Annotated in this window: 6 protein-coding genes; 5 read left to right on the top strand and 1 reads right to left on the bottom strand. The window is 48.7% G+C overall.

Going from position 1 to position 5563, the window contains the following annotated elements:
• From O3C58_13980 to hisF, 3 genes are all read left to right on the top strand, one after another.
• Positions 1 to 193: hypothetical protein (locus O3C58_13980; GenBank protein ID MDA0692959.1), on the top strand; the 193-nt coding region annotated here is incomplete at its 5' end.
• A 371-nt stretch (positions 194 to 564) separates the two neighbouring features.
• Positions 565 to 1299 (top strand): 1-(5-phosphoribosyl)-5-[(5-phosphoribosylamino)methylideneamino]imidazole-4-carboxamide isomerase, encoded by a 735-nt coding sequence (gene hisA / locus O3C58_13975; protein ID MDA0692958.1) that lies wholly within the window; start codon positions 565 to 567, stop codon positions 1297 to 1299.
• Positions 1289 to 2125 (top strand): imidazole glycerol phosphate synthase subunit HisF, encoded by an 837-nt coding sequence (hisF, locus tag O3C58_13970; protein MDA0692957.1) that lies wholly within the window; start codon positions 1289 to 1291, stop codon positions 2123 to 2125. The genes hisA and hisF overlap by 11 nt, the downstream gene beginning before the upstream one ends.
• 47 nt (positions 2126 to 2172) lie before the next feature.
• Here the strand turns inward: hisF and O3C58_13965 are convergent, their stop codons facing one another.
• Entirely contained in the window at positions 2173 to 3108 is a 936-nt protein-coding gene (locus tag O3C58_13965) for an LD-carboxypeptidase (protein MDA0692956.1), read from the bottom strand.
• A gap of 71 nt (positions 3109 to 3179) precedes the next feature.
• Between O3C58_13965 and O3C58_13960 the strand changes: the two genes are divergently transcribed.
• Together O3C58_13960 and O3C58_13955 are read left to right on the top strand one after the other, a co-directional pair.
• Positions 3180 to 3917 carry a glycosyltransferase family protein gene (locus O3C58_13960; GenBank protein ID MDA0692955.1) on the top strand — a complete coding sequence of 246 codons (738 nt, stop codon included), beginning with the start codon at positions 3180 to 3182 and terminating at the stop codon, positions 3915 to 3917.
• A 361-nt stretch (positions 3918 to 4278) separates the two neighbouring features.
• Positions 4279 to 5136 carry a flagellin gene (locus O3C58_13955; GenBank protein MDA0692954.1) on the top strand — a complete coding sequence of 286 codons (858 nt, stop codon included), beginning with the start codon at positions 4279 to 4281 and terminating at the stop codon, positions 5134 to 5136.
• Positions 5137 to 5563: the final 427 nt, after the last annotated feature.

Below are 5563 nucleotides of genomic sequence, written 5' to 3'. Positions count from 1 at the left end.
ACATCGAAAACATCACGAACAGAATCAAACTGGCAGTCAAAATCTTGTCCAGTACTGGAAGCCAACGGTCGGTAGAATTCATTTTTGGATTAAGATCCTCAAAAACCCTTGCCAATGGAAAAGCGAGACATTAAAAGATAAAAAACATTTGGAAGAACGAACCGGGCTGAATTATACGGGCTTCCTTTTTTAGAGTAAACCTTTTCCCATCGGAAGATTACAATCAGCGACCCCGCCGCAAGCGGACGGGGTAATCGACAAGGATTTTCATTTAAAAGCCATAGCAAGGGGGGGGGAACACACTTGTGGGATTGAATGCACTCAACTTAATTTTCCCCAATAAGAAAAATCTTTAAACAGGCAATCCCCTGCACAATCTGTTAAAATCCTCCGTTTAAATCGCTCCTATATTTCATTGTTTGCAACCTTTCCCAGGCAATCTTGAAGTTTTCAGATTTTCACCGGTTCTCCAAGAGTTTCGATCTGAAGATGGAGATTCATGCGATACAAGAAGAAATGTAGATACATCTCCATTTTAAATAACTTGATAAAGAAAAAACTATGTTGAAAATTATTCCTGCTGTTGACATCAAAAATGGTAAATGCGTACGTTTGATTCAGGGCAAAGCCGATCAGGAAACCATCTATTCCGACGACCCGGTCGCCATGGCCTGCCATTGGGACGAAGAAGGAGCGAAGCTCATTCATGTGGTGGACCTCGATGGCGCTTTTGATGGAATCCCCAAAAACGCCGACCTGATCAAAAATATCATCTATAACAGTTCCGTGGACATTCAGGTCGGAGGCGGCATCCGTACTTTGGAGGCCATCGAAACTTATGTAAATGCCGGAGCCTACCGGGTGATCCTGGGCACCATCGCGCAAAGCGACCCACAATTTGTGGAGCAGGCCTGTAAACGGTTTCCCGGAAAGATCACCGTCGGCATCGACGCCAGAGACGGGTTCGTCGCCGTGAAAGGCTGGACCGAGGTATCTGACAAAAAGGCCACGGACCTTGCGAGGCAAATGGAACCACTGGGAGTCAACGGGTTCATTTTTACCGATATCAGCCGCGACGGCATGTTGCAAGGCCCCAATCTGGAAAGCATCCGCGAGTTTTCAGATGCCACGAAATTACCCGTAATCGCCTCTGGAGGGGTTGGAAGCCTCGACGATATTTCCAGCCTGATGGCGCTGGAAGCGCATGGGGTGAGCGGCGTCATTACCGGGAAAGCGCTTTATGACAAGAGCATCAACATACGCGATGCCTTGAAACTGGTGCAAAACCATGCTGGCTAAACGCATCATCCCCTGTCTGGATGTCAAAGATGGCCGGGTTGTTAAAGGCGTCAAATTCGTCAATCTGCGGGATGCTGGGGACCCGGTTGAAATCGCCGCCGCCTATGAACAGGAAGGCGCCGATGAGCTGACGTTTTTGGACATCACCGCATCGCACGAAAAACGGGACACGATTCTGGATGTGGTGGCCCGCACCGCGGATAAGGTTTTCATGCCATTGACGGTCGGCGGTGGCGTCCGCAAAATTGAAGATATCCGCAACCTCCTCAAAGCCGGGGCCGATAAAGTGGCCATCAATACCGCCGCCGTGCACACCCCCGAGTTCGTGGAGCAGGCGGCCAAACGGTTTGGCAGCCAATGCATTGTGGTGGCCATCGACGCGAAGCAGGCCGAACCGGGAAAACCTCCAACGTCCCCCTCGCTGGACTGGCGGGATCAGCACCCGGACTTATTCATCACAGAAAAAGCGGAACATCCCATTTGGGAAGTTTTCACTCATGGAGGACGCAACCCGACCGGAATCGATGCCGTTAAATGGGCAAAGCAGATGGAATCCTTTGGGGCGGGAGAAATCCTATTGACCAGCATGGACCGGGATGGGACCAAATCCGGGTACGACTTGCCGCTCAATCGAGCCGTTTCCGAAGCCGTTCACATTCCCGTGATCGCGTCCGGCGGCGCGGGAACTCTTGAGCACCTTTATGAGGGCATTGTCGAAGGCAAGGCGGATGCAGTCCTGGCCGCTTCCATTTTTCACTTCAAGGAATTCACCATCGGCGAAACCAAGCAATACTTGAAATCCAAGGGCATTCCCGTAAGAATCTAAATTAACTAAACTTATCCTTTAAAATAGACAACTTAGATGGGAAGTCTTTAGCTCACCCCGCTGTCTTGCAACTGGATGGATTTGGCTCCGGCGTCGAGAGTGGCTTCAACACCGAAAGGAAGGGTCCACATTTCCTTTCCGTGGCCAACGGGGAAATTGGTGACAATGGGGACGGATAATCCGTCAAAAATTTCCTTGTACATTTGTCTCAGCAACCCATTTGCGGATTTTTTTGGGAGGCAATTGACCATCTCTCCTAAAATGATGCCTTTAACGTCCTTAAATTTTCCAGCGGCTTGCAATTGCCAGAGCATGCCATCAATGCGGTAAGGCGCTTCATTAACATCCTCTAGCAACAGAATTTTGTTCCGGGTTTGCACTTCAAAGGGGGTTTTTAAGGAACGGCAAAGAAGCGTGAGGCATCCTCCGATAATCTCTCCCCTGGCGACACCGGGGTTGAGGGTGTGAGCTTTGGGTGAAATCATCATCTTGCCTTCAGGTTGCCCCGTCAGAAGGTCATGAAACTGTTTTTTCGATTTCCTCATCGCATAACGGCCAAAATTCCCGGCCACCATCGGTCCGTGAAAGCCGACCAGAGAACATTTTTGATATAAATAGAGCAGAAGCAGAGTGATGTCGCTGGCTCCTACAAAAATTTTCGGATTTTTTCGGATGACATTTGGTTTCAACCAGGGAAGCAGACGGTTGACTCCATATCCCCCACGAGCGCAAAAAATCGCCTTTACATCCTTATTTGCAAACATGGACATGAGGTCTAGAGCGCGTTCTTCATCCTTCCCAGCCAGATATCCCCTGCGGCTAAGCACGTGCTTGCCTAGAAGAGGTTCCAACTCCATTCGTCTCAGAGTCTTCAACCCCTTTTCCAAAAGGTCAGGGTCCACCGGACCGGCAGGAGCCACAACCCCCACAACATCTCCCTTTTTCAATCTTTCTGGTCTCACAATCTTTTTAGATTCACTCATTACAAAATCATTTCGAACGATTACAATAGGAAATCAGTGTTAACCCGTGAAGAGGAACTCCTGTGATTCACATGGTCGCGATCATTCAAGCCAGACTGGGCTCCACCCGTTTGCAGGGGAAAGTCCTGCGGCTGCTGTCTGGCAAACCGCTGATCGAGCATATCATCAAACGCATTCAAGCCGTAAGTGAAATTGACCGGATTGTGCTGGCCACTCCGTCAGAAAAATCCGAAGAACCCCTTGAGAAAATTGCGGCGCGGATGGGGGTCGAATGCGTTTCAGGCCCGGAAGAAGATGTTCTTGAACGCTTCATCCTGGCGGGAAACCTTTGTCAGGCGGAACATATCGTCCGCGTCTGTGGCGACAATCCCCTCGTTGACCCCACGCTCATGCGATCCCTTGTCCTGCAACATTCCAAGGAAAACGCAGATTATACTTTTTGCCCCGACCCCATTCCTCTGGGGACCGGCAGTGAAGTCGCCAAATTGTCCGCCCTCAAACAAATCGCGAAAAAAACCAGCCAGTCCGCTTACCGGGAGCATGTCACCACCTACTTCCATGACCACCCCGATGCGTTTCATCTGGAGAGAGTGCCCACCCCACCCTACCTTAAAGGCAAAAACTTTCGCCTGACCGTCGACACGGAAAAAGACTTCCAGCTCATCGATCAACTGTATCAAAAATTTTATTCTCCCTCCCAATCGCCTCTGAACCTCGAAGAGATCCTTAACTTTCTTACAGCCAATCCAAAGTTAGCCTCCCATAATGCGGATGTGGTGCAAAAAAACTGGCGAGAAGATCTAACATAAAGAGTCGTTATGTATAGATGACTTTGCTTTTTGGAATCACCAATCCCTTTTTTTAATGGACCCTTCTCAAAGCTAAAGCTGATTTTCTGAAGACATCCTAAAATATTCTGATTTACATTAAAGTTCTAAAACAATCTACCGATAAGCAGATTAAGTTGAGGACTGTTTGCTTTTTCAATGGGTTATGGTGACCCTATGAACTGATTAAACGGTCAACAACCGAAATAGCTTTAGCTTTTTAAGTGGAAACTGAGAATTGCCACTCTAAACAAAGACCTCGGGGGCACGCAGTAAATGGTTTCAAAAGAGTCTAAATAGTTTAGTTTTAAACGTTTCCAACTCATGGTGGAGGATTAGGGAAATGCCTGTACGAGTCTTCAACAACATAGCTTCGCTCAACGCCCAGAGAATTCTGGGTAGCAACAACGACCGTCTTGCACAATCAGTAGAACGGATTGCGTCCGGTATCCGGATCAACCGTGGCGCCGATGATGCGGCGGGCCTCGCAATTTCAGAAGCCTTACGTTCTGATATCCGCGCGCTCAGACAGGGTATCCGAAATGCCAACGACGGTATTTCTCTTATCAACGTTACAGAAGGCGCCCTGAACGAACAATCGTCGATTCTTATCCGTCTCCGCGAGCTGTCTTCACAGGCCGCCACCGGAACCGTAGGGTCCACGGAACGCGCAACCATTCAGCTGGAATTCACAGCGCTTAGAAACGAAATCGACCGAATCGCGGCAACCACTGAGTTTAACGGTCAGAAACTGGTCGATGGTTCCCTGGCGTCTTCGGTAGCCGGTGACAATCAGATTCTGATTCAGATCGGCATCGACAGCACCTCAAACAGTAGTATCAACCTCAATACCGAGGTCAACCTCCAGGCTATCACCGCTTCCAGCCTGAGCATTGACAGTCTTTCCGTAACAACCGCAGGAGCCGCTTTGACCGCTTTGGATTCTATCAACAGCGCCATTGCCTTGGTGACGGCGGGACGGGGAGCTGTGGGCGCTGTACAAAACCGGCTGGTGCGAGCGATTTCAAATCAGTCCGTCGCCGTAGAAAACTTGCAAGCGGCAGAATCGTCTATTCGAGATGCGGACATCGCCGAGGAAGTTGCCACATTGACCCGGAATCAAATCCTGGTGCAAACGGCTACCGCCATGGTGGGCCAGGCCAACCTGATACCCCAATCGGTATTGCAGTTGCTGGGTTAATAATAGAGAGAACCTCTAATTGAGAGTTTGGGAAGCTGACATTGCCAACCCCTTTTATAGGGGTTGGCATTTAAGCTCAAAAATAATTCCTTAAGATCCTTAATATTCTAACCTTCTGCTGTTTTCTTAAACCTTAGGTACGGACAGGCCGACATCCTCGAAAATAATATCCGGGGAAATCTCCCGCTAATCAACAGCCCTGGCGGGAGGGTTTGCAAAGCAAAAAAGCGTCTCTTTTATAAGAGGCGCTTTTTTTATTGCACTGAAACGCCCATAAAACAGGAACTATTGGGCAATCAAAAAAAAGATAAAGGTTATTTTTTAAAAACCCGATACAAAACAATAGTTAGCAGGTTGATGAAAAAGAGAAAAATCCGTCAGCGAGTTAAGTTTTACAGGTTTTTGCTTTTAAGTGGCACAGCCTTTC

This window comes from Nitrospinota bacterium, assembly GCA_027619975.1.
GTDB lineage: Bacteria > Nitrospinota > Nitrospinia > Nitrospinales > VA-1 > JADFGI01.
Note: the sequence above shows the minus strand (reverse complement) of the source record. Positions and strands in the feature narration are given on the sequence as shown.

Bases quoted from the DNA above. Each gene is read 5' to 3' on its own strand.
- hisF (MDA0692957.1), top strand. From the start codon at position 1,289: ATGCTGGCTAAACGCATCATCCCCTGTCTGGATGTCAAAGATGGCCGG.
- O3C58_13955 (MDA0692954.1), top strand. From the start codon at position 4,279: ATGCCTGTACGAGTCTTCAACAACATAGCTTCGCTCAACGCCCAGAGA.
- O3C58_13965 (MDA0692956.1), bottom strand. From the start codon at position 3,108: ATGAGTGAATCTAAAAAGATTGTGAGACCAGAAAGATTGAAAAAGGGA.
- O3C58_13960 (MDA0692955.1), top strand. From the start codon at position 3,180: ATGGTCGCGATCATTCAAGCCAGACTGGGCTCCACCCGTTTGCAGGGG.